Source organism: Streptomyces sp. MMG1533, from assembly GCF_001279775.1.
Lineage (GTDB): Bacteria > Actinomycetota > Actinomycetes > Streptomycetales > Streptomycetaceae > Streptomyces.
Genome location: NZ_LGDG01000176.1, coordinates 1 through 289, shown reverse-complemented (window position 1 = coordinate 289; position 289 = coordinate 1). Strand labels below are relative to the sequence as shown.

The window sequence follows — 289 nt, the reverse complement described above, 5'->3', positions numbered from 1 at the left end:
GCGGTAGAGGTTTCCGCCGGTGTCGCGGGAGACGATGTCGGCCTTGCCGTCGTCGGTGATGTCGCCGACGCCGACGACCACGTTGTAGGAACCGCCCCAGTTCGCGAACAACTTGGTGCGGGCCGAGAAGGTGCCGTTGCCCTTGCCGTAGTAGCGGTAGAGGGTGTTGGCCTTGTCCTGGGCGAGGAGGTCGCCGATGCCGTCGCCGTTGAGGTCGCCGACGCCCACGATCTTCTTGTACGTCTTCCAGTTGTCGTAGAGCTTCACGCGGGCGGACAGCGTGCCGGTG

The 289-nt window shown here is 65.4% G+C and carries 1 protein-coding gene; it reads right to left on the bottom strand.

Annotated elements, in window-relative coordinates; genetic code table 11:
- Nucleotides 1–289 (bottom strand): FG-GAP repeat domain-containing protein (locus ADK57_RS18280; protein WP_199830614.1); only part of this gene is annotated, 289 nt, incomplete at both ends.